This window comes from Ornithinimicrobium carbonis (genome assembly GCF_050703245.1).
In the GTDB taxonomy this organism is placed as follows: Bacteria; Actinomycetota; Actinomycetes; order Actinomycetales; family Dermatophilaceae; genus Ornithinicoccus.
Genome location: NZ_CP192647.1, coordinates 1,964,002 through 1,985,090, shown reverse-complemented (window position 1 = coordinate 1,985,090; position 21,089 = coordinate 1,964,002). Strand labels below are relative to the sequence as shown.

The window sequence follows — 21,089 nt, the reverse complement described above, 5'->3', positions numbered from 1 at the left end:
GTCACCCCGAGGCCGCCAGGGTGGCCGCCCTGCGTCCGGCCACCGCGGCGGCCACGAACGAGGCGGTGTCCTCCTGAAGGCCCCGGCCCATGGTGGAGAGCGGGACCGCCGACCCGGTGAGCGCGTCCAGGACTCCGTCGACCGGGACGTCCACCGGCCTCAGGTGGGGCGCGGTCCGGACGAGACCGTCCACGGCGGTCCGCACGTCGGCCAGGCAGTCGTCGGTGCTCCTCCTTCCGGTCGCACCGGAGGGGAGGGGCACCTCGGCGGGGTGGGCCAGGACCCGGCCGTATGCCGTCGCGCTGTGGTGGGACAGGCCGCGGTGGCGGGTCCGGGGGTCGGCCTCGGAGACGCGCAGCGAGGCGACCGGACGGCCCCCCAGCACGGCGGCGGCGTTCAGGGCCTCGCCGGCCGAGACCCCGGAGAAGCCCCACCGGGTCCCGGTCCCCAGGTTGCCCGGGCCCTGGGCCACGACCACCAGGTCGGCGCCGACGACGTGGTGGGCTGCCAGCAGGGCGCTGTGCACGGTGACCGCCTCGAGGTCGCCGCCGTACGCCTGTCCGGCGGTGACCACCGCCTCGAGCCGACCGTGCTCGCGCAGGAGCGCCACCGTCCGCGAGTAGGCCGCCGGCAGAGCTCCGCCGTCCGTCATGACGTAGACCACCCGCAGGTCCGCGTCCTCGAGCACGACCCCCGCGAGCACCGCCGGGAGCGCGGAGTGCAGGTCGGCGGCCACCACCGGCATACCCCCGAGGTCGTCGGCGTCGGCGAGACGCCCGTGGTGCCTGCCCTCCGGGTCGTCGACCCCCAGCACCATCGTCTGCAGGGGGGTGTAGCGCGCCTTGACGAGGTGCCCGGGCTCCTCGACCTCCCGGGCGGGCCAGGCCTGCGGACGGTCGGGCACGGCGACCACGAGGGCCAGCCCGCCCGTGCCCAGGGAGCGGTCCAGAGCGGTCGTGTTGAGCAGCACCCGGTCCCCGGTCCGGGGGGTCCCCACGACGTCGGGGTAGGCCAGCGCCCGGAGGCTGTCACCGTCGGGTGTCTGGACGTCCAGGAGGAGCACGCCCGACCACCCCGGGCCGGTCGCCCGCACCACGCCCTCCCGCCACCGGATCACGCAGGCAGCCTAGTGGTCACGACGGCCACCCCCTGCGGAACGACCGCCTGGTGGGACCGACGACGTCGTCCCGGGCGCTCCGGTCCCGGTGGGTGTTCGTACAGGTGTCGAGTAGCGTGTCGGCCATGGCGTCCCGCAGCACCCCGGCGAAGAAGGGGCCCAGCCCCGCCGCGGCCAAGACCGAACGGCTCCTCAACCTCGTTCTCGCCCTGCTGTCGACCCGGCAGCCGCTGTCGCGGGCGCGGATCCGGCTGGCCGTCCCGGACTACGCGGCCGGCAGCGACGAGGCGTTCGAGCGGATGTTCGAGCGCGACAAGGACGAGCTGCGCGCCCTGGGGATCCCGCTGCGGACCGAGCCGATCGACCCGTTCTTCGACGACGAGCCCGGTTACCGGATCGACCAGCGCGAGTACGCCCTGCCCCAGATCGAGCTGGAGCCGGACGAGGTCGCCGTCCTGGGGCTGGCCAGCCGGATGTGGTCACAGGCCTCCCTGGCCGGTCCGGCGGCGCAGGCCCTGCGCAAGCTGGACGCGGCCGGCCTCATGCGCGACGAGGCCTCGGTGGCGGGGCTGGAGCCGCTGCTGCACACCACCGAGCCCGCGTTCGACCCGGTCCGCGACGCGGTCCTGACCCGTACGGCGCTGACCTTCGACTACCGCCGCGCGGGGGAGGGCCGGGCGGTCGTGCGCCGGGTCCAGCCGTGGGGGCTGACCAGCTGGCACGGTCGCTGGTACCTCACCGGGCACGACGTCGACCGCGACGCCCCCCGGGTCTTCCGGCTGGACCGGGTCGTCGGCGCCCCCCGGCGCACCGGCCGGGCCGGCGCGTTCGCGGTGCCGGCCGAGCACGACCCCCGGACGATGATCCGCACCGCGTACGCCGACGACGCGGGGGAGCGCACCGAGGTGGTGCTGCGGGTGCGTGAGGGGAGCGCCTCCTCGCTGCGCCGGCGGGGCGAGGTCGTGCCGGGCAAGGACGGGTGGGACGAGCTGCGGGTGGAGGTCTCGGGCACGGCCTCCCTCGTCCAAGAGGTCGTCGCCGCAGGTCCGGACGTGCGGGTCGTGGCGCCCGAAGAGGTGCGTGGGCAGGTGGTCGCCGCGCTGGCTGCTGTCGTCGTAGCGCACGGGGGGACGGGGGCCTGATGGTGACCTACGAGAGCGCCACGAGCCGGCTGGGCCGGCTGCTGACGATGGTGCCGTGGCTGCTCAACCGGCAGGGCATCGACCTGGCCGAGGCGGCCGACCAGCTGGGCACGAGCGTGGACCAGGTCGTCGACGACCTGCAGCTGCTCTTCGTCTGCGGTCTCCCCGGCCACTACCCCGACGACCTCATCGAGGCCTCCTGGGAGGACGGCCGGGTGCACGTGGCCAACGCCGACACCATCGCCCGGCCGCTGCGGCTGGGCCGGGACGAGGCCCTGGCCCTCATCGTCGCCCTGCGGGCGCTCGCCGACACCCCGGGCCTGACCGACCGGGACGCCATCGACCGGGCGCTGACCAAGCTGGAGACCGCCGCCGGCGACGCGGCCGCCTCGGCCGACCAGCTGCAGGTCACCCTCGACCAGCCCCTGCCGCCGGAGCTGGCCGACCGGCTGCGCCGGGCGATCACCGGGAACCGCCGGGTGCACCTGCGCTACACCGTGGCCAGCCGGGACGAGACCACCGAGCGCGACGTGGACCCGATCCGGGTCGCCGCCGTCGACGGCCGCTGGTACCTGGAGGGCTGGTGCCACCGGGCGCGCGGCGTCCGGCTGTTCCGCCTCGACCGGGTCGAGGACCTGCAGGTGCTCGACGTCGACGGCACCCCGCCGGCGGACCTGGCGCCGCGTGACCTGGGGTCCGGCGTCTACCGGGCGGCGCCGGACGACCTGCGCGTGCAGCTGGAGGTCGATCCGCGGGCCGCGTGGATCACCGAGACCTTCCCGGTCGAGGAGGTGGCGCGGCGCGACGACGGGGTGCTGGAGGTGGTCCTGCCGGTCGCCGACCCCGCCTGGTTGCACCGGCTGGTCCGGCGCGAGGCCGGGGCCGTGCGGGTCACCGCTCCCGCGCACGTCGTCGAGGACGTGGCCCGGGAAGCCCGCGAGGCGATGGTCGGGCACCGGGAGGCGACGCGGATAGACTGACGGACGACCGCGCCCGGCGCCGTGACCGCTCCCGGAAGGGGAACCCACCATGCGCATCCAGATCTGGCACATCGTCGTCCTCATCGTCGCCTTCGTCCTGCTCTTCGGCTGGAAGAACCTGCCGAACGTCTCCCGCAGCCTGGGGGAGTCGATGCGGGTCTTCAAGTCCGAGGTCGACCAGATGAAGGACGAGAACGAGGCCCGCAAGGGACGGTCCCAGGACAGCGCGCTGCCGGGCGGGGACGACGACGTCGCCGGGCGTGCCCCCCGCGACGACCGCGGCACCCGGGACGGCGACCGGTACCGCGACACGGCCCGCGAGGAGTACCGCGAGCTGCGCGACGGCGACGGCGAACCCGACGGTCGCGACGACCGCGGCCCGCGCGTCTGACGCGTCGCGATCGAGGCGCAGCACCCGCCCGTGGCCCGCGGTCGCCGGTCCACCAACCCCGAGGGACGGATGTCCCTCGGGGAGCACTTCCGTGAGCTGCGCAACCGGCTGCTGATCTCCACGATCGCCGTCGTCGCGCTCAGCGTCGTCGGCTGGTACTGGTACCAGGACATCATCGACGTCGTCGCGGCCCCCGTGCAGCGGGTCGCCGAGGAACGGGGGGACGAGCTGGTCACCCTGCGCTTCCAGAACATCACCGAGCCGTTCGCCACCCAGCTCAAGGTCGCCATCTTCAGCGGCATCCTGCTGGCCAGCCCGGTATGGCTGTGGCAGGTCTGGGCTTTTCTGCTACCGGGTCTGACCCGCCCGGAGAAGCGGATCGCGCTGGTCTACTTCTTCATCAGCATCCCGCTCTTCCTCGCCGGCGCCGGCCTGGCCGCCTTCACCTTCCCCCGGCTGGTCGCCATCCTGCTCAGCTTCACGCCCGAGGGCGTGGCCAACATCCAGGGGATGTCGGAGTTCCTCTCCCTGGTCCTCTACTTCATGCTCGCCTTCGGGCTGGCCTTCCTGCTGCCGGTGGTCCTGGTCGCGCTCAACCAGATGCGAATCCTCTCGGCCCGGGCGATGCTGAAGAGCTGGCGGGTCACCCTCTTCGCCATCCTCGTCTTCTCCGCGTTCATGACCCCCGACCCCTCCGCCTGGACGATGCTGGCCATGGCCGCCCCGGTCTTCTTCCTCTTCTGGTGCGCCGTGGGTGTCGCCTTCCTCCTCGAGCGGCGGCGGCGCCGGCGCGGCGACGACCCGGCCGACCGCTACGCCAAGCTGTCGCCCGGGGAGGCCACCCCCCTGACATGAGGTATGCCGTCGCGCACGGGCGGCGCTCGGGGCGCGGCGGCGCGGCGGCCCTGGGGGCCGAGGCGGTCGTCCGGCTGCGCTCCCAGGGGCACGACGTCGTCGAGATCTCCGCCGGGTCCCGTGAGGAGGCCTTCGACCGCTGCCGGGCGCAGGTGGCCGACGGCGTCGACGTGCTCGTCGTCGCGGGCGGCGACGGGATCGTCAGCCTGGCCGCCGACCTGTGCGTCGGCACCTCCACGGCCGTGGGGATCCTGCCGGCGGGCACCGGCAACGACAACGCGCGCTCGCTCTCCATCCCCTTCGACGCCGCGGGCGCCCTGCAGACCCTCGTCGGCGGCCACCGCCGCACCGTGGACGTGCTGCGCGTCGACGAGCTCGACCGGCACGTGCTGGGGTCGGTCAACGCGGGGCTGGACGCGCGCATCGCGCACCGGGCCACCCTGCTGCCGAGGCGCCTCGGTGCCCTGAGCTACACGGTCGCCGCGCTGGTGGAGATCGCCCGCCTGCCCCGGACGCCGCCGCTGCGCTACCGGCTCACGGTCACGTCCGACGCGGGCGCGCCGGCGACCGAGGAGCTGGACGCCCTCGTCGTGGTGCCGGCCAACATGCCCTTCGTCGGCGGTGGTCTGCTGGTGGCCCCCGACGCCGACCCGGCCGACGGCCTGCTCGACCTGGTCGTCATCCGACCCCTCTCACCGCGCCGCGCCCTGACCCTGCTGCGCGCGGTCCGCGCGGGACGGCACACCCGGATGCCCGAGGTGCAGGGGCGCCGGACCCCGCGGGTGCGCATCGAGGGACCGGCCGACGTGCTCGCCCACGGTGACGGCGAGGCCCTCGCCCCGCTGCCGCTGACCGTGGGGGTGGTGCCGTCGGCCCTGCAGGTCGTCGCCCCCGCCCTGACATAGCCTGGGGCCATGGCCAGCCCCGCAGAGCGATACGCCCAGGCCCGCGCACGGGCCGCCCGGCAGGCCTCGGCGGCCGGCCGCTTCGCCGACGGTCTCGGGTTCGACCTCGATCCCTTCCAGGTGCAGGCCCTGGAGGCCGTGCAGGAGGGATCCGGCGTGCTCGTCGCGGCCCCGACGGGGGCCGGCAAGACGGTCGTGGGGGAGTTCGCGGTGTTCCTGGCCCTGGAGACCGGGCGCAAGGCGTTCTACACCACGCCGATCAAGGCGCTGTCCAACCAGAAGTACCACGACCTCGTCGCCCGGCACGGCGTGGAGAACGTCGGTCTGCTCACCGGCGACTCCTCGATCAACGGGGAGGCCCCCGTCGTCGTCATGACGACCGAGGTGCTGCGCAACATGATGTACAGCTCCTCGCCCACCCTCACCGGCCTCGGCTACGTCGTGATGGACGAGGTGCACTACCTGGCCGACCGCTTCCGGGGCGCCGTCTGGGAGGAGGTCATCATCCACCTGCCCGAGTCGGTGCAGGTCGTCTCCCTGTCGGCCACCGTGAGCAACGCGGAGGAGTTCGGCGACTGGTTGCGCACCGTCCGCGGCAACACCGAGGTCATCGTGGCCGAGCACCGCCCCGTGCCGCTGTGGCAGCACATGCTGGTCGGCACCCAGCTGTACGACCTGTTCGTCACCGACGGCGGAGCCGAGGGCAGCACCAGGGTCAACCCCGCCCTCCTGCAGCGGATCGAGCAGGCCGAGCGCTCCACCGGGTGGAGCCGGGAGGACGCCGGGGGACCCCGCGGCCGTCGGGGAGCGGTGCGGGGTCGGTATGCCGACCACCGGGGCCGCGACGACCGGCGCGGGGGACGAGGTGGTCGCGGTCGCGCCGAGCGAGAGGAGCGCGCCGACCGTGGCCGCCGCACCGACGACGTTGTGCCGGTCACGGAGCGCGGAGGCCTGCCCGGGGGCGTGGCCAGCCGGGCCCAGGTCGTCGAGCGGCTGGACCGCGAGGGCCTGCTGCCGGCGATCACCTTCATCTTCAGCCGCGCCGGCTGCGACGCGGCCGTCGGTCAGCTGCTGGGCCGGGGGATGCGGCTCGTCCCGGAGGAGGAGGGCCGCCGCGTCCGCGAGCTCGTCGCCGAGCGGATCGCCGAGGTCGACCCGGCCGACCTGGGCGTGCTGGGCTACCACGACTTCGTCGAGGGGCTCTCCCGGGGTTTCGCCGCGCACCACGCGGGCATGCTGCCGCTGTTCCGGGAGATCGTCGAGGAGCTGTTCACCGCCGGGCGGGTGCGGGCTGTCTTCGCGACCGAGACCCTCGCGCTGGGGATCAACATGCCGGCCCGCAGCGTGGTGCTGGAGAAGCTGGTCAAGTTCAACGGGGAGACGCACGCGCCGGTCACCCCGGCGGAGTACACCCAGCTCACCGGCCGTGCGGGGCGACGGGGCATCGACGTGGAGGGGCACGGCGTCGTGCTCTGGCGGCGGGGGGTCGACCCGCTCGACGTGGCCGGCCTGGCCTCGACCCGGACCTATCCGCTGCGCAGCTCCTTCCGGCCCAGCTCCAACATGGCCGTCAACCTCGTCGCCCAGTACGGCCGCTCGGCCGCCCACGAGCTGCTGCAGAGCAGCTTCGCGCAGTTCCAGGCCGACCGCTCGGTCGTCGGGCTGACCCGCCGGACGAAGGAGAACCAGGAGGCCCTGGACGGCTACGAGGAGGCGATGGCCTGCGACCGCGGCGACTTCCGCGAGTACGGCCGGCTGCGGCACGAGCTGGGCGAGCTGGAGAAGAAGCAGGCCCGGCGTCGGCAGGCGTCGCGCCGGGCCGACATCGCGGTCGCGCTCGACGAGCTGGCGGTGGGGGACGTGGTCCGGCTGGAGGGCTCCCGCAAGGGCACGATGGCGGTCGTCCTGCCCACCTCCCGGGCGAAGGGCTCCGGCGAGCCGACCGCCCTGACCTCCAACGGCAGCCTGCACACCCTCACCGTCGCCGGCTTCCGCGACGTGCCCGACATCATCGGGACCCTCAAGGTGCCCTCCCACTTCAACGCGCGCAGCCCGAGGGCTCGTAAGGACCTGGCCTCGGCACTGCGCGAGAAGGTCCACGAGCCGGTCCCGGGGCGCAACGGCTCCCGCGGGCGCGGGCGGTCGTCCGAGGACGGCGACGGCGACACGGGGGCCTGCGGCACCGCATACCCCTCCTCGCTCGAGACGCGCCTGGACGAGCTGCGCGCGCAGCTGAGGGCCCACCCCTCCCACTCCTGCCCCGACCGGGAGGAGCACGCCCGCTGGGCCGCCCGGTGGTGGCAGCTGCGCCGCGAGACCGACGACCTGCAGCGCCGGGTGTCGGAGCGGACCAACACCGTGGCCAAGACCTTCGAGCGGATCTGCGACCTGCTCTCGACCCTGGGCTACCTCACGGCCGACGGGCAGGAGGTCACCGAGGAGGGGCAGCGGCTGCGGCGGATCTACACCGAGCTGGACCTCGTCGTCGCAGAGGCGCTGCGCCGCGGCAGCTGGCAGCGGCTGTCCGCGGCCGACCTGGCCGCGGTCGTCTCCGCGCTCGTGCACGAGGCCCGGGGCGACGACGTGAGCGAGACGCGGATGCCGGGCGTGGAGGTCGAGGAGTCCCTGGGGGAGATGGGCGCGATCTGGCGCGAGGTCTCCACCCTGAAGGTCGAGCACCGGCTCGAGCCCGACCGTGAGCCCGACCCGGGGATCGCCTGGATGGTGCACCGGTGGGCCTCCGGCCGGGGCCTGGAGGAGGTGCTGCGCGACGGCTCGCTCTCGGCCGGCGACTTCGTGCGCCGCTGCAAGCAGGTCGTGGACCTGCTCGGCCAGATCGCCCAGGCCGCCGACCCGCACGTCGCCCGCACGGCCCGCCGCGCCTCCAGCGCGGTCCTGCGCGGCGTCGTCGCCGCCGACCGGCTCGACTGACCCCCGACCACCCCGACCCCGACCCCGACCCCGACCCGAGGAGAACCCGTGACCGAGATCGTCGTCTGCTCCCCCCTGCGCACCCCCGTCGGCGGCTTCCTGGGCGCGCTGGCCGGCCTGTCGGCCGCGGACCTGGGCACCCAGCTGCTCACCGCGCTGCTGGAGCGCACCGGCCTGCAGGACGGGGACGTCGACGACGTGATCGTCGGCAACGCCAACCCCTCGGGCGAGATCCCCGCCCTGGGCCGCATCCTGGCGCTCAACGTGGGGCTGGACTCCGCGCCGGGCATGCAGCTGGACCGCCGCTGCGGCTCGGGCCTGCAGGCGGTGCTCACCGCCGCCTCGCAGATCGCCGCGGGCGGGGCCAGGCTGATCGTCGCCGGGGGAGCGGAGTCGATGAGCCAGGTCGAGCACTACGCGCTGCTGCGCCAGGGGGTGAGGGGCACCGGGGTCGAGCTGACCGACCGGCTCGCCCGGGCGCGCTCCACCGCCGGCGGCGAGAGGCACCCGATTCCCGGCGGCATGATCGAGACGGCCGAGAACCTGCGCCGCGGGTACTCCATCTCCCGGGAGGCCCAGGACGAGTTCGCGGTGCGCTCCCAGCGGCTCGCCGCCGCCGCCCAGGCGCAGGGCCGCTTCGCCGAGGAGATGGTCCCGGTCGAGGTGACCACCCGCAAGGGCACCACGGTCGTGGACACCGACGAGCACATCCGCCCCGACACCACCCTCGAGGTGCTCTCCGGGCTCCGGCCGATCATGGGCCGCCAGGACGACCGGGCGACCGTCACGGCCGGCAACGCCAGCGGGCAGAACGACGCGGCGGCGCTGTGCGTGGTGACCACGCGGGAGCATGCCGAGGCCAGGGGACTGACGCCGCTGCTGGCGCTGCGCTCCTGGGCCGTGGCGGGCGTCGCCCCCGAGACGATGGGCATCGGCCCCGTCCCCGCCTCGGCGGCCGCGCTGGAGCGGGCCGGGCTGACCCTGGACGACCTGGACCTCATCGAGCTGAACGAGGCCTTCGCCGCGCAGGTGCTGGCCGTGCTCACCGAGTGGGGGATGCGCGACCCCTCGACCTGGGACCGGCTCAACCCCAACGGGTCGGGCATCTCCCTGGGCCATCCGGTCGGTGCGACCGGCGCGCGCATCCTGGCCACGCTGGCCCAGGAGCTGCACCGCCGCGAGGGTCGCTACGCCCTGGAGACCATGTGCATCGGCGGTGGGCAGGGCCTGGCCGCGGTGTTCGAGCGGGTCGTCTGAGCGGTCCTCAGCCCGGGCGCAGCTCCAGCGCCTTGAGCAGCCGTCCCACGGGGCTGCCCAGGTCGTAGGCCTCGACCAGCTGCTGGAGCGTCTCGGGGTCGGCGAGCTCCCGGGGGACGGTGAGCGGGACGTCCGGGAGCGGGGCGTCGGGCGCGACCGTGACGACCAGGGGCGCGGCGTCGAGGTAGTCCGAGGCCGCCTCCAGGTGGGTGCGCCGGGCCCCCTTGATCGCGGGGTCGCCGTCGTCGACGGCCTGCCGCAGGGCGGCCAGGGAGCCGTAGGTCCGGAGAAGCTGGGCCGCCGTCTTGTCGCCGATCCCCCTGACGCCCGGAAGCCCGTCGCTGGCGTCCCCGCGCAGCGTCGCCATCTCGGCGTAGGCCGTGCCGGTGGGGACGCCGTAGCGTTCCTGCAGGTCCGCCTGGCGCACCACCTCGGCGTCACGCACCCCGCCCCGGGCGGTGTAGACGACGCTGACGTCGGCCTCGTCGTCGACGAGCTGGAACAGGTCGCGGTCACCGGTCACCACCGAGATCGGCATCCGGCCCCGGTGGCGGGCGGTGAGGGTGCCGATGACGTCGTCGGCCTCGTAGCCGGGGGACCCGAGCACGGGGATGCCGAACGCCTCCAGCGCCCGGCGCAGCACCGGCACCTGGACCTCGAGCTCGGGTGGAGCCTCCTCCTTCTCCTGCGAACCCTCGACCAGGCGGTGAGCCTTGTACGTGGGGATGGCCTCGACCCGGAACGCCGGACGCCAGTCGTCGTCCCAGCAGGCGACGAGGTGGGTGGGCCGGAACCGGGTCACGAGGGTGGACACCATGTCGAGCAGCCCCCGGGTGGCGTTGGTCGGCGTGCCGTCCGGAGCGGGGCGCAGGTCCTTGACCCCGAAGAAGGCCCTGAAGTAGAGGGAGGCGGTGTCCAGCAGGAGCAGCCGCTGGTGCTGGTGCCGTGCGCCCTGTGCGTCGTTCCCGTCCATGAGGCCCCACCCTAGGACTGCTAGCGTGCCGACGTGCCGCGCCCCACCACCCAGCTCCTCCTGCCCTGGACCGCCGTGCTGGTCACGGTGGGGACCGCCGGGGTGCTGCTGCTGGGCCCGCTGTGGGACACCGCCGAGGGCGAGAACCCGCTCACCCGACCCGATCCGGCGGTCGCCGACGTGCTGCGGCTGGCCGTGCCCACCCTGGTCGTCGCCCTCACCGTCGCGGTGGCGCTGCTGCTGCCGCGGCGACGGGTCCTCGCCGGGGTCGTGCTCGTGGCGCTGCTGGCCCTGGTCCTGACGGCCCCGACCCCGCTGCCCCTCTGGTTCGCGCCCGCGCTGGTGCTCACCGCCGCTGGGTATGTCGTGGCCGTCCGGGCGGGAGGACCCGCGCACTAGGGTGGCGGGATGGAAGCCCTCGACCGGAACATCGTCCAGGTCCTGGCCCTGGACGGCCGGATCTCCTTCGCCGACCTGGGGCGCCAGGTGGGACTGTCCACCTCCGCGGTGCACCAGCGGGTCAAGCGGCTCGAGGAGCGGGGGATCATCAAGGGCTACCGCGCCGTGGTCGACTACACCGCCGTGGGGCTGCCGCTGACCGCGCTCATGTCGGTGACCCCCTTCGACCCGGCCGCCGACGACGACATCCCCGAGCGGCTCGCGGACATCGACGAGATCGTCGCCTGCTGGTCGGTGGCGGGCGACGAGAACTACATCCTGCTGATCCGGGTCCAGCGTCCCCAAGAGCTCGAGGAGCTGCTGGCACGCATCCGCCAGCAGGGATCCTGCTCCACCAACACCACGATCGTCCTCTCCACGCCGTGGGAGGACCGCCTGGGACGGCTGCCGACGAACCCGGTCGTCTGAACCCGCCCCGGATGGACCACGCCCCGCCCGCCGCCCGCCCCCGATCCCTGTCCACCGCCTGGACCGTGGCCCTGGCGCTGGGCCTGCTCGCCCTGGGCGCGACCTTCCTGGGGAACCTGCTGATCACCACGAGGTTCGCCGACGCGGTGCGCCCCGACGACCTGCTCTTCGAGCTGTTGCCCCACGTCCGCCCGGCCCGGTGGCTGACCCTGGCCGCCCTGGTCGTGGGGTTCGGGGTCTTCCTGGGCGACCTGGTGCGCTCCGGCCGGACCGCCCTGCTGCCCGCGGTCGGGGCGGTGTTCGCGGTGATGTACCTCCTGCGGGCCGGGATCATGGTGCTGACCCCGCTGGCGCCGGCGCAGGGGGACGGCCCGTTCCTGTTCTCCCTCCAGCAGTACGGCATGTTCCCCTCCGGGCACGTGGCCGCGGTGACGCTGCTGGCCATGCTCACCGCGGCCGACCGGCCACGCCTGCGGATGCTGCAGCGCACGCTGGTGGTCGTCATGGCGGCCGCGCTCGTCCTGGCCCACGGCCACTACTCCATCGACGTCGTCGGTGGACTGCTGCTGGCCTTCTTCGTCGTCCGGTCCTGGGGGCCGGAGGGGATGTTCGCGCCCCTCGCGCGGGTCACCGGCCCCGGGCCGCCCACGCGCCGTAGGCTCGGACCGGGCCAGGCACCGTGCGGGTGCGACGGCCCCTAGGAGGCACCATGTTCCTGCGCGGGCACCGGCCGGTCCGCGGCCGTCGGGACGCCCGACCGGTCGCCGACCTCCCGGCCCTGCGGCGGGTCGTGCCCCACCTGATGCCGACCCGGCTGGAGTCCACCGTCTACTACCGCCAGCACCTCGAGGTGGAGCGCCTGACGGCCTGGTTGGAGGAGGTCAACCAGGGACGGGCGGAGGAGGACCGGATCCGCTTCTTCCACGTCTTCCTGACCGCCTGGGCCCGGCTGTTCCGGCTCCGTCCAGAGCTCAACCGCTTCGTCTCCGCCAGGCGGACCTGGGAGCACCGGGACATCACCTTCGCCTTCACGGTCAAGCAGGCGATGACCGACGAGGCCGAGGAGGCGCAGGCACTGGTCCCGTTCACCGGCACCGAGACGGTCGAGCAGGTGCGGGCGCGGGTGGACCAGGTCCTCGACCGTGCCCGGCGCGGCGGGCACACCGGCAACGACCGCCTCGTCGAGACCCTTGTCCGCCTGCCCCGGCCGGTGGTCGCCGGGGTGGCCAGGGCAATCTGGGCCCTGGACGCGGTCGACCTGCTGCCGCGCGCCCTCGAGGACGCGATCCCGGTCTATGCCAGCTCCTACCTGGTCAACCTCGGGTCGCTGCACGCGGAGGCGCCCTTCCACCACCTGTACCAGCGGGGCACCGCCAGCACGTTCGTCTCGATCGGCACCATCCGGCCCGAACCGGTCGTCGACGACGCGGGAGCCGTCGTCGCGCGCCGCCGGGTCGACGTGGTCTACACCATCGACGAGCGGGCCACCGACGGGTTCTACCTGGTCCGCAGCTCCCAGGTCCTGCAGCAGCTCATCGACGACCCGGCCTCCCTGATGCTCCCGCCGGTCGACGGACCACCGGGCGCGCCCGGCCCGGTCACCGGCACCCCCTGAGCGCCGCGGAACCCCCTGACCCACGGCATACCCTGGGCGTGTGGGACGCAGGAGGACGGGAGCGGGCACCCCCGCGACGGTGATGCTGGACCGGGCGGGCGTGGACTACGAGGTGCGCCGCTACGAGCACGACCCGGCGGCCGACAGCTACGGCCTGGAGGCCGCCGTCGCCCTGGGGGTGGAACCGGCGCGGGTGTTCAAGACGCTCCTCGTCGAGGCCGACGGCGCGCTCGCCGTCGGGATCGTGCCGGTCGACACGCTGCTCGACCTGAAGGCGGTGGCCGCCGCGCTGGGGGCCAAGAAGGCGGTCATGGCGCAACCGGCCGACGCCGAGCGGGTCACGGGCTACGTGGTCGGCGGCATCAGCCCCGTGGGTCAGCGCCGCCGGCTGCCGACGGTCCTGGACGCCTCCGCCCTGGACCACCCCACCATCCTCGTCAGCGGCGGCCGGCGCGGTCTGGACCTGGAGCTGGCGCCCCACGACCTGCTGGCCGTCGTCGCCGGCAGCACCGCCCAGGTCGCCCGCCGCGCCTGAGCGGACGCGCCCGGGGACGGTGCCCGGGGCCGGTGCCGGGGAGCAGCGGCCTCAGACCAGCTGGTCCACCGACGCCCGACGGGACGCGGCCGCCTGCTGCGCGGCCGCCTCGGCGTCGACCTCGGCCGTCGGGGCGGCGTGCTGGCGCCACCACTCCTGGCCGCTGGGCGGCAGGGTGTCGATCGGGTCGTAATAGACGTACTCGGTGCTGGTGACGTCGACGTCCTCGGCCTCGATCGAGGTCCGGTAGTTCTTGCGCCAGTAGGAGATGCCGCGCTCGGTGTCGTAGGTGTCGACCTGGTGCACCCAGCGCTTGCCGACGAACGGCACGTCGCAGACGATCCGAGGCGTGGCGAAGCCGGGCAGGTAGCCCAGGATCGCGTGCTGCAGGTGCTGGGCGTGGGCGAGGGAGACCCGCCAGTGCTCGGCGTGCGGGATCATGTCGCACATGTAGAAGTAGTAGGGCGTGATCATGGCGTCGTCGGAGAGGGCGAAGCACAGGTCGAGCAGCTGCTGGCTGGTGTCGTTGACCCCGCGCATGAGCACGCCCTGGTTGCGCACGTCGCGCACCCCCGCGTCCAGCATCGCCCGGGAGGCCTGCGCCACCGCCGGGGTGACCGACTGGGCGGCGTTGACGTGGGTGTGGATCGCCAGGCCGACGCCGCGCTCGCGGGCCTTGCCCGCCACCCGGGCCACCCCCTCGACGGTGTCGGGGGCAAGCCAGTGCTGCGGCATGCCCATCAGCGCCTTGGTCGCCAGCCGCACGTCCCGGATGCTCTCGATCTCCAGCAGCTGGTCCAGCCACGCCTCGAGGTTCTTCCACGGCATGTTGGCCACGTCGCCGCCGGAGACGACCACGTCGCGCACCCCGGGGTTGGCCCGCAGGTAGTCCAGCATCTCCGCGTGCCGGTCCACCGGCTTGCCGGCGAGCTTGATCTTGGTGATCGTCGGGGTGGAGTTGCCGACCAGGTCCATCCGGGTGCAGTGCCCGCAGTACTGCGGGCAGGTGGGCAGCATCTCGGCCAGCACCTTGGTGGGGTAGCGGTGGGTCAGCCCCTCGGCCACCCACATGTCGTGCTCGTGCAGCGAGTCGCGCGCGGCGTGCGGGTGGGAGGGCCAGTCGGTGCGGCGGTCGGAGAAGACCGGCAGCATGTAGCGGCGCACGGAGTCGGCGTAGAACGCCGCAGTGTACTCCTCGCCGGCCGCCGGCATCCGCCCGTCCGCCCAGGTCTGCTCGCTGACGATGGTGTTGAGCATCTGCGGCGTGAGGAGCATGGACATCGTGGCGCGCTCGGTCTGGTCGCGCTCGAGGTCGGCGTAGAAGTCGTCGGTGAGCAGGTCGCCCATGACCGTCCGCAGCTGACGCACGTTCTTGACGCAGCTCACCCGCTGCCACTGCACGTCGGCCCACTGCTCGGCGGTGACGTGCTTCCAGCCCGGCAGGCGGGTCCAGTCCGGCTCGACCAGCTCACGGCGCCGGTAGGAGTAGGGCTGCTCGATCTGAGTGCTCATGACGTGGCATGCTACGGGACAACGTCCTGTGTGCGGAAGAACACACCGGAAGATTTCTTGTCAGATTGCGATTTGGGAGGACAGATGACGGTCTCGACCGGGCATTCACCGTTCGGGCTGCACAGGGTCGTCGATCCCTCGGGCGAGGCGGTGACCCTGCCGCAGGCCGCCCGCCGGCTGGACACCTCCCCGGAGCTCGCGCCGGACGAGGTGCGGATCGACGTCGAGGTGCTCAACCTGGACGCCGCCTCCTACCGCCAGCTGCGCGAGAAGCACACCGGCCCCACCGGCCACGTGCACGGGCACGGCATCCGCAGCGACGTCCTGGAGATCGTCGAGGACCGCGGCAAGATGCAGAACCCGGTCACCGGGTCCGGAGGCATGCTCATCGGCACCGTGGCCGAGGTCGGGCCGCACAGCCCGCTGGGCCTGGTGGTCGGCGACCGGGTCGCCACCCTCGTGTCCCTGTCCCTGACCCCGTTGCACATCAGCGACCGGCTGGCGCGCTGGGACGGGATGTCCGAGCGCGTGCCGACGGCCGGCCACGCCATCCTCTTCGGCCGGTCGGTCGCGGCGCGGCTGCCCGAGGACCTCCACCCCGACCTCGCCCTGATGGTCATGGACGTCTGCGGCGCCCCCGCCCTGGTCACCAAGGTGGTGCAGGGGTATGCCGCCCGCGGGCCGGCCCCCACCGTCGCCGTGCTCGGCGGCGCGGGCAAGTCGGGCAGCCTGTCCCTGGCCGCCGCCCGGGAGGCCGGCGCGGGCCGCCGGATCGCCGTGGTCCCCGTGGAGGCCGAGGCCGCGATGCTGCGCGGCACCGACCTCGTCGACGAGGTCGTCGTCGCCGACGCCCGGTCGCCGATCGCCCTGGAGTGGTCCGTGCGCGAGGCGGGCGGACCGGCCGACGTCACCGTCGTCTGCGTGGACGTCCCGGGCTGCGAGCAGCCGGCGATCATGGCCACCGCCCAGGGCGGCACGGTCGTGTACTTCTCGATGGCGACCAGCTTCGCCGCGGCCGCCCTCGGGGCCGAGGGGCTGGCGGCCGACGTGACCATGCTGGTGGGCAACGGCTACAGCCCGGGCCACGCGGACCTGGCCCTGTCCCTGGTCCGCGGGGACGACACGGTGCGCCGCCTGTTCGAGTCCAGGCTGCACACCCACCACACTGGGCAGACGTGAGCACCCTTCAGCCCCAGCCCCAGCCCGAACGGGCCCGGTCCTCCTCCGCCCCTGGCGGGCGCGTCCTGCTGCACGGCGGCGTCCTCGCGGGCGCGACGTCCGACGACGACGTGTCCGGCGCCGCCCCCACCGCGCTCGTGCTCGACGGGTCCACCGTCGCCTGGGTCGGGGACGAGGCCGGGGCCTCCGCGTGGCACGACCGTGTCGACCGCGTCGTGGACCTGGACGGCGCCCTGGTCACGCCCGGGTTCGCGGACGCCCACGTCCACCTGACCATGACCGGCCAGGGGCTCGACGGGGTCGACCTGTCGCGGACCCGCTCTGTCCGCGAGGCGCTCGACCTGGTCGAGCAGGCGGTCCGCCGCCGCCGGGGCCGTCCCGTCTACGCGCACTCGTGGGACGAGACCCGCTGGGCGGAGGGACGGCCAGTGACCTCGGCCGAGCTGGACCGCGCGTCCTACGGCGGGGTGGTGTACATGCCCCGCGTGGACGCCCACTCGGCCAGCCTGTCCACCGCGATGGCCACGATCGCCCGGGTCCGGGAGATCGACGGCTGGGACGGCACCGGCGTGGTGCGACGGGACGCCTTCGCGGCCGCGACCAACGCCTTCACCACCACCCTCACGCCCGCCGACCGGGAGCACCACGTCTCCCTGGCGCTGCGGGCGGCGGCCGCGGCGGGGATCACCCTCCTGCACGAGATGGGCGCGGCGCACCTGACCGGTCACGACGACATCCGCGCGGTGCTGGCCCACGGCGAGGCGCCGGGCGTGCCGGACGTGGTCACGTACTGGGGCGAGCTCGTGGACGACGCCGACGCGGCCGCCGAGCTGGCCGGGTTCCTCGGCGTGCTCGGCCTGGCGGGCGACCTGTGCGCGGACGGGTCGTTCGGGTCCTTCACCGCCCACGTGGAGCAGCCCTACCTCGGTGCCCCGTCGGGGGCGGGGGAGGAGGGCCACCACGTCGGTTTCGGCTACCTCGGCGTGGACGAGGTCCGCGACCACGTCCTGGCGTGCACCCGCGCCGGGCTGCAGGCCGGCGGGCACGTCATCGGCGACGCCGCCCTGCGCACGATGGCCACCGGCTTCCGGGCCGCCGCGGAGGAGCTGGGGGTCGAGGCGGTGCGTGCCGCCCGGCACCGCTGGGAGCACGTGGAGCTGCCCTCGCCCCAGGTGCTGGCCACCATGGCCGAGCTGGGCGTCTGGGCCAGCGTGCAACCCGTCTTCGACGCCCTCTGGGGCGGGTCCGAGGGCATGTATGCCGCCCGGCTGGGTCCGGAGCGCGCCCTCTCGGCGCTGCCGCTGCGGGACATGGTCGACGCCGGGATCCGCGTGGCGCTGGGGTCCGACAGCCCGGTCACCCCGCGGGACCGTGGGCGGCGGTGCGTGCGGCCGTCCTGCACCACAACCCCGGGCAGCGGCTCACGCCCGCCGAGGCCTTCACCGCCCACACGGTCGCCGGCCACGAGCTGGCCGGGCGGGCCGGAGGCCACCTGCGCGCCGGCGCCCCCGCCACCTACGTCGTCTGGGACGACGGTGCCGGGACGCCCGTCCCCACCGACCCGGGCACGGGCCTGCCCGTCCTCGACGACCCCGACCAGTCCCTGCCCGTCGCGCGGATCACCGTCGTGTCCGGCCAGGTCGCCCACGACCGTGAAGGAGCCTGAGTGAGCCCCCGCACCGGGACGAAGACCCCGCCCCGCACGCCGGTCCGCGCCGTCGCGCCGCCGCCCCCCCCTCGACCTGGACCCGAAGGTGGTGCGCCGGGCCCGCACCCTGGCGCGCCGGCTCGGCGAGCCCGTCGTGGAGATGACCCGCACCCGCACGACCGTGTCCGTGGAGCGGGCGACGCTCCGGCTCGCCGGCCTGGCCGGGGCCGACCACGAGCGCGTGCCGTGGGTCAACCACCTCGTCGACGCGGTCCGGGACCAGGTGGGCCTCGAGCACGGCGTGACCACCCCGGTCTGGGACGCCCTGCGCCGGGAGGAGGCGCCCGACCTGCTCACCCTCGCCCAGAAGGCGTCCGCAGGGGCGGTGGCCTTCCGGCTGCCCGACCGGCGTCGCGAGCTCACGGCGGCCCGCCGGGCCGCCCGCGCGGCCGTCCGCCCGGGCCTGCGCCGCATCGACCGGCAGCGGGCCACCAGGGAACGCCTGGTCTCCCGGCTGGGCGACCCGCCGCAGCGACCGTGGGTCTACCTCATCGTGGCCACCGGCGACATCTACGAGGACATCCCGCAGGCGCAGTCGGCGGCCCGGGCGGGGGCCGACGTCATCGCGGTCATCCGCTCCACCGGCCAGTCGCTGCTGGACTACGTCCCCGAGGGTGCCACCCGCGAGGGCTTCGCCGGCACCTACGCCACCCAGGAGAACTTCCGGCTCATGCGGGAGGCGCTGGACGAGGTGGGCGCCGAGCTGGGCCGCTACGTGCGCCTGACCAACTACGCCTCCGGGCTGTGCATGCCCGAGATCGCCACCCTGGCCGGCCTGGAGCGGCTGGACATGATGCTCAACGACTCGATGTACGGCATCCTCTTCCGCGACATCAACCCGGTCCGCACCTTCGTCGACCAGCGCTTCTCCCGGCAGATCCACGCCCGGGCCGGCATCATCATCAACACCGGCGAGGACAACTACCTCACCACCGCCGACGCCGTCGAGGCCGCCCACACCGTCACCGTGTCGCAGCTGCTGAACGAGTACTTCGGCACCGAGGCGGGCCTGCAGGACTGGCAGCTGGGCCTGGGCCACGCCTTCGAGATCGACCCCGACCTGCCGGAGTCGTTCCGGATGGAGCTGGCGCACGCCCTGCTGGCCCGCCAGCTCTTCCCGGACGCGCCGCTGAAGTGGATGCCGCCGACCAAGCACATGACCGGCGACGTCTTCAAGGGTCACCTGCTCGACGGGTTCTTCAACCTCGCGGGGGTGCTGACCGGCCAGTCCATCCTGCTCGTGGGGATGATGACCGAGGCCGTGGTGACGCCGTGGCTGTCCGACCGGGACCTGGCCCTGCAGAACGTGCGCTACGTGCTGGGGGCGGCCGGCGGACTGACCGAGGACTTCCGACCGCCGCCGGAGGGGTTCATCCAGACCCGGGCGCGCCAGGTCCTCACCGAGGCCGTGGACCTGCTGGAGCGGATCACCCGGGACGAGGGCGCGAGCGGCACCGCATCGATCCCCCTGCTGGAGGCCATCGGCGACGGCACCTTCGGCCTGATGAAGCGGCCGGCGGACCGCGGCAAGGGCCTGGACGGAGTGGTCGTGCGGGCCGACGACTACGACAACCCGGCCATCACGATGCTCGAGGAGGGGTCGCAGTGACCGCGACGACCGGGACGACCGGGACGACCACGGAGACGCAGGTGGACGCGACGACGCAGGTGGACGCGAGCACGCAGCCGACCGTGGTCCGCCCCTACGGCGACACCACCGGCGACGGCATGGTGCAGGTCTCCTTCACCCTGCCCGTGCCGCACGACAAGCGGGCCGAGGGCGCAGCCTTGCAGCTCGCCGGGAAGATGGGCCTGGCCCCGGCTCTCCTCGTGCACGCCAAGGCCGTGGGACCACGCCACACCTTCTTCATCGTCTACGGCAGCGTGAGCCACCTCGTGGACCTCTCCCAGGTGCAGGTCGTCGAGCGCGACCACCCGCTGCTGACCCCCAAGGAGGTCAACGCCGCCATCCGGGAGCGCCTGCGCCGGCCCCTCGTCGTCGTCGGCGCCTGCATCGGGACCGACGCGCACACGGTGGGCATCGACGCGATCCTCAACATCAAGGGGTTCGCGGGGGAGAAGGGGCTGGAGTACTACTCCGAGATCACCGTCGTCAACCTCGGCGCGCAGGTGCTCGTCCCGGAGCTGGTGGAGAGCGCCCGGGAGGCGGGGGCCGACGCGGTCCTGGTCTCCCAGGTCGTCACCCAGCGCGACGCGCACATCTCCAACACCACCCAGATGGCGGCCGCCTTCAGGGAGGCCTACCCGGCCGGGGAGGTGCCGCTGCTCGTCGTCGGCGGCCCCCGGTTCGAGGAGGGCTCAGCCGGCCAGCTGGGCGTGGACCGGATCTTCGGCCGGGGGACCACCCCCGGCGAGGTCGCGTCATACCTTGTCCATGCCCTCGTCGAGAACGGAAGGTCACGCCCATGACCACGCACGAGCCCGCCGCCAGCCCCGCCACCGTCGGGATGGGCGTGACCCATGCCCGCTACGTCCCCTACTCCCACGCCCACTACGCGGGGAACCTCGTGGACGGTGCCTACAGCCTCGCCCTGTTCGGGGACGTGGCCACCGAGCTGTGCATCCGCACCGACGGCGACGAGGGGCTCTTCGCCTCCTACAGCGACGTGCAGTTCCTGGCCCCGGTGCGGGCCGGCGACTGCCTGGAGGTCAGCGCCACCCTGGTGCGGGTGGGCAGCCGCAGCCGGGAGATGGACCTCGAGGTCCGCGTCGTCGCCCGGGGCGAGGCCTCCCGGGGGGTCTCGGCCGCCGCGGTGCTGGAGCCGGCCCTGGTGGCCACCCGGGCCCGCGGCACCGTCGTGGTCCCTCCTCAGGCCTGAAGCAGCCCGCGGAGAGCACCGTGCGGCGTGTCCAGCGCGACACGCCGGGGACAGGTGGTCGGAGGCCAGGATCACTCCGTCGGCCGGGGTGCTCGTGACCTGCGAGTATGCGCCATCGTCGCAGGTCAGCGCCCTGTTGACAGCCGTGCGGCAGGCGACCTACGTTCATCTGGTCCCCACGAACGCGACGCAAGTCGTCGGGGAGCCACGGCCCCGTGCACCGAGTAGACAACGGTTGCGGGACGGTCACCAGCCGTCCCGTGGTCGGCCCCAAAGGTGCCG

At 74.0% G+C, this 21,089-nt stretch carries 20 protein-coding genes; 17 read left to right on the top strand and 3 right to left on the bottom strand.

What is annotated here, in order from left to right; genetic code table 11:
* Position 1: 1 nt before the first annotated feature.
* A complete protein-coding gene (locus tag ACQ95T_RS09970; protein ID WP_425942568.1) occupies positions 2–1,117 on the bottom strand; it encodes a DUF3866 family protein in 1,116 nt (371 codons plus the stop codon).
* A gap of 125 nt (positions 1,118–1,242) precedes the next feature.
* On the opposite strand from ACQ95T_RS09970, the gene ACQ95T_RS09965 reads away from it, so the two are divergent.
* From ACQ95T_RS09965 to ACQ95T_RS09935, 7 genes are read left to right on the top strand one after another with little or no spacing between them, the layout of a single operon-like run.
* On the top strand, positions 1,243–2,259 hold the full coding sequence (locus ACQ95T_RS09965; RefSeq protein WP_425942569.1) for a helix-turn-helix transcriptional regulator: 1,017 nt from the start codon (positions 1,243–1,245) through the stop codon (positions 2,257–2,259).
* Positions 2,259–3,239, top strand: a complete 981-nt coding sequence (locus ACQ95T_RS09960; protein WP_425942570.1) for a helix-turn-helix transcriptional regulator — start codon at positions 2,259–2,261, stop codon at positions 3,237–3,239. The genes ACQ95T_RS09965 and ACQ95T_RS09960 overlap by 1 nt, the downstream gene beginning before the upstream one ends.
* Positions 3,240–3,288: 49 nt before the next feature.
* The gene (locus ACQ95T_RS09955) at positions 3,289–3,630 is read left to right on the top strand and encodes a twin-arginine translocase TatA/TatE family subunit (protein WP_425942571.1); all 342 of its coding nucleotides are present in this window, start codon (positions 3,289–3,291) and stop codon (positions 3,628–3,630) included.
* A gap of 30 nt (positions 3,631–3,660) precedes the next feature.
* On the top strand, positions 3,661–4,485 hold the full coding sequence (gene tatC, locus ACQ95T_RS09950) for a twin-arginine translocase subunit TatC (RefSeq protein WP_425942572.1): 825 nt from the start codon (positions 3,661–3,663) through the stop codon (positions 4,483–4,485).
* Complete coding sequence (locus ACQ95T_RS09945; protein WP_425942573.1) at positions 4,482–5,390, top strand: diacylglycerol/lipid kinase family protein; 909 nt, start codon at positions 4,482–4,484, stop codon at positions 5,388–5,390. The genes tatC and ACQ95T_RS09945 overlap by 4 nt, the downstream gene beginning before the upstream one ends.
* Before the next feature lie 9 nt (positions 5,391–5,399).
* The gene (locus ACQ95T_RS09940) at positions 5,400–8,321 is read left to right on the top strand and encodes a DEAD/DEAH box helicase (protein ID WP_425942574.1); all 2,922 of its coding nucleotides are present in this window, start codon (positions 5,400–5,402) and stop codon (positions 8,319–8,321) included.
* Between the two features lie 48 nt (positions 8,322–8,369).
* Positions 8,370–9,578 (top strand): acetyl-CoA C-acetyltransferase, encoded by a 1,209-nt coding sequence (locus tag ACQ95T_RS09935; RefSeq protein WP_425942575.1) that lies wholly within the window; start codon positions 8,370–8,372, stop codon positions 9,576–9,578.
* A 7-nt stretch (positions 9,579–9,585) separates the two neighbouring features.
* Here the strand turns inward: ACQ95T_RS09935 and ACQ95T_RS09930 are convergent, their stop codons facing one another.
* Positions 9,586–10,551 (bottom strand): 5'-3' exonuclease, encoded by a 966-nt coding sequence (locus tag ACQ95T_RS09930; RefSeq protein ID WP_425942576.1) that lies wholly within the window; start codon positions 10,549–10,551, stop codon positions 9,586–9,588.
* Positions 10,552–10,584: 33 nt separating this feature from the next.
* Between ACQ95T_RS09930 and ACQ95T_RS09925 the strand changes: the two genes are divergently transcribed.
* Genes ACQ95T_RS09925 through ybaK form a run of 5 tightly spaced genes read left to right on the top strand, consistent with a single transcriptional unit; the run spans position 10,585 to position 13,568 of the window.
* The gene (locus tag ACQ95T_RS09925; RefSeq protein WP_425942577.1) at positions 10,585–10,950 is read left to right on the top strand and encodes a hypothetical protein; all 366 of its coding nucleotides are present in this window, start codon (positions 10,585–10,587) and stop codon (positions 10,948–10,950) included.
* A 9-nt stretch (positions 10,951–10,959) separates the two neighbouring features.
* Positions 10,960–11,418 carry an Lrp/AsnC family transcriptional regulator gene (locus ACQ95T_RS09920; RefSeq protein ID WP_425942578.1) on the top strand — a complete coding sequence of 153 codons (459 nt, stop codon included), beginning with the start codon at positions 10,960–10,962 and terminating at the stop codon, positions 11,416–11,418.
* A gap of 11 nt (positions 11,419–11,429) precedes the next feature.
* Entirely contained in the window at positions 11,430–12,119 is a 690-nt protein-coding gene (locus tag ACQ95T_RS09915) for a phosphatase PAP2-related protein (RefSeq protein ID WP_425942579.1), read from the top strand.
* Between the two features lie 8 nt (positions 12,120–12,127).
* Positions 12,128–13,033 (top strand): 2-oxo acid dehydrogenase subunit E2, encoded by a 906-nt coding sequence (locus ACQ95T_RS09910; RefSeq protein WP_425942580.1) that lies wholly within the window; start codon positions 12,128–12,130, stop codon positions 13,031–13,033.
* Between the two features lie 40 nt (positions 13,034–13,073).
* The gene (gene ybaK / locus ACQ95T_RS09905) at positions 13,074–13,568 is read left to right on the top strand and encodes a Cys-tRNA(Pro) deacylase (protein WP_425942581.1); all 495 of its coding nucleotides are present in this window, start codon (positions 13,074–13,076) and stop codon (positions 13,566–13,568) included.
* 51 nt (positions 13,569–13,619) lie between these two features.
* Here the strand turns inward: ybaK and ACQ95T_RS09900 are convergent, their stop codons facing one another.
* Complete coding sequence (locus ACQ95T_RS09900; RefSeq protein WP_425942582.1) at positions 13,620–15,080, bottom strand: KamA family radical SAM protein; 1,461 nt, start codon at positions 15,078–15,080, stop codon at positions 13,620–13,622.
* An 84-nt stretch (positions 15,081–15,164) separates the two neighbouring features.
* On the opposite strand from ACQ95T_RS09900, the gene ACQ95T_RS09895 reads away from it, so the two are divergent.
* From ACQ95T_RS09895 to ACQ95T_RS09875, 5 genes are all read left to right on the top strand, one after another.
* Entirely contained in the window at positions 15,165–16,259 is a 1,095-nt protein-coding gene (locus ACQ95T_RS09895; protein ID WP_425942583.1) for an L-erythro-3,5-diaminohexanoate dehydrogenase, read from the top strand.
* The gene (locus ACQ95T_RS09890) at positions 16,256–17,929 is read left to right on the top strand and encodes an amidohydrolase (protein WP_431472879.1); all 1,674 of its coding nucleotides are present in this window, start codon (positions 16,256–16,258) and stop codon (positions 17,927–17,929) included. Before ACQ95T_RS09895 ends, ACQ95T_RS09890 begins: the two co-directional genes overlap by 4 nt.
* An 87-nt stretch (positions 17,930–18,016) precedes the next feature.
* Positions 18,017–19,576, top strand: a complete 1,560-nt coding sequence (locus tag ACQ95T_RS09885; RefSeq protein ID WP_431472878.1) for a lysine 5,6-aminomutase subunit alpha — start codon at positions 18,017–18,019, stop codon at positions 19,574–19,576.
* Complete coding sequence (locus ACQ95T_RS09880; RefSeq protein ID WP_425942586.1) at positions 19,573–20,397, top strand: OAM dimerization domain-containing protein; 825 nt, start codon at positions 19,573–19,575, stop codon at positions 20,395–20,397. The genes ACQ95T_RS09885 and ACQ95T_RS09880 overlap by 4 nt, the downstream gene beginning before the upstream one ends.
* A complete protein-coding gene (locus tag ACQ95T_RS09875) occupies positions 20,394–20,807 on the top strand; it encodes a hotdog domain-containing protein (protein ID WP_425942587.1) in 414 nt (137 codons plus the stop codon). The genes ACQ95T_RS09880 and ACQ95T_RS09875 overlap by 4 nt, the downstream gene beginning before the upstream one ends.
* Positions 20,808–21,089: the final 282 nt, after the last annotated feature.